The 946-nt window shown below is 68.8% G+C and carries 2 protein-coding genes; both read left to right on the top strand.

Annotated features, from left to right (window positions below; all coding sequences use genetic code 11):
* A partial coding sequence (locus I5I_RS13615) for a copper resistance CopC family protein (RefSeq protein ID WP_036320868.1) occupies positions 1-447 on the top strand: 447 nt, incomplete at its 5' end.
* A gap of 9 nt (positions 448-456) precedes the next feature.
* Positions 457-946: FAD-dependent oxidoreductase (locus tag I5I_RS13610; RefSeq protein ID WP_036320866.1), on the top strand; the 490-nt coding region annotated here is incomplete at its 3' end.

The following is a 946-nucleotide window of genomic DNA, read 5'->3' as shown; positions in this document are numbered from 1 at the left end:
AACGCCGAGGTCGGCACGCTGCCCGCCCAGATCACCATGACGTTCAGCGGCGTGCTGATGGACGAGCCCGGCGCGACGCAGGTCGTGGTGACGGGTGCCGCGGGAGCCTCGCTCACCGACGGCGATCCGACGCTGGACGGCACGCATCTGACGCAGGGGCTCGCCGGCAGCGCGTCCGGCCCGGTGACCGTGACGTGGCGCGTGGTCTCCAGCGACGGCCACCCGGTCTCGGGGCAGTACACGTTCACCGTGGCGGGCGGCTCGTCGCAGACGGCCGCTCCCGCCGAAACGACGACCACACAGACACTCACCGCGACGCCGACATCGAACGGCGATGGCGGTGTCCCGGTGTTCGTCTGGGTGCTGCTCGGCCTGGTGCTCGCCGCCGCCCTCGGCGCCCTCGTGGCGGTGCTTCTGCGGAAGTCCCGAGCCACCCCCGAGGACTAGGCTGAGAGCATGCCTCATTTCAACGTCGTCGTCCTCGGTGCCGGCCCTGGTGGCTATGTCGCGGCGGTCCGCGCCGCCCAGCTCGGCCAGTCCGTCGCCATCATCGAAGAGAAGTACTGGGGCGGTGTCTGCCTCAACGTCGGCTGCATCCCCTCCAAGGCGCTTCTGAAGAACGCCGAGATCGCCCACACCCTGAAGCACAAGGCCGACTTCTTCGGCATCACGGGTGAGTTCAGCCTCGACTTCGGCACGGCGTGGGACCGGTCGCGCGTCGTCGCCGACGGCCGCGTCAAGGGCATCCACTACCTGATGAAGAAGAACAAGGTCACCGAGTTCGAGGGCCGGGGCACCTTCACCGGCCCCAAGGCGATCTCGGTCGCCAAGAGCGACGGCTCCACCGAAGAGGTCACGTTCGACAACGTCATCATCGCGACCGGCTCGACGGTGCGCCTGCTCCCGGGCGTGACGCTGAGCGAGAACGTCGGACGTACGAGGAGCA

The organism is Microbacterium sp. B24, from assembly GCF_000333415.1.
Classification (GTDB): domain Bacteria; phylum Actinomycetota; class Actinomycetes; order Actinomycetales; family Microbacteriaceae; genus Microbacterium.
The sequence above is the reverse complement of the archived record's forward strand: the minus strand, read 5'-3'. Positions and strand labels throughout refer to the sequence as shown.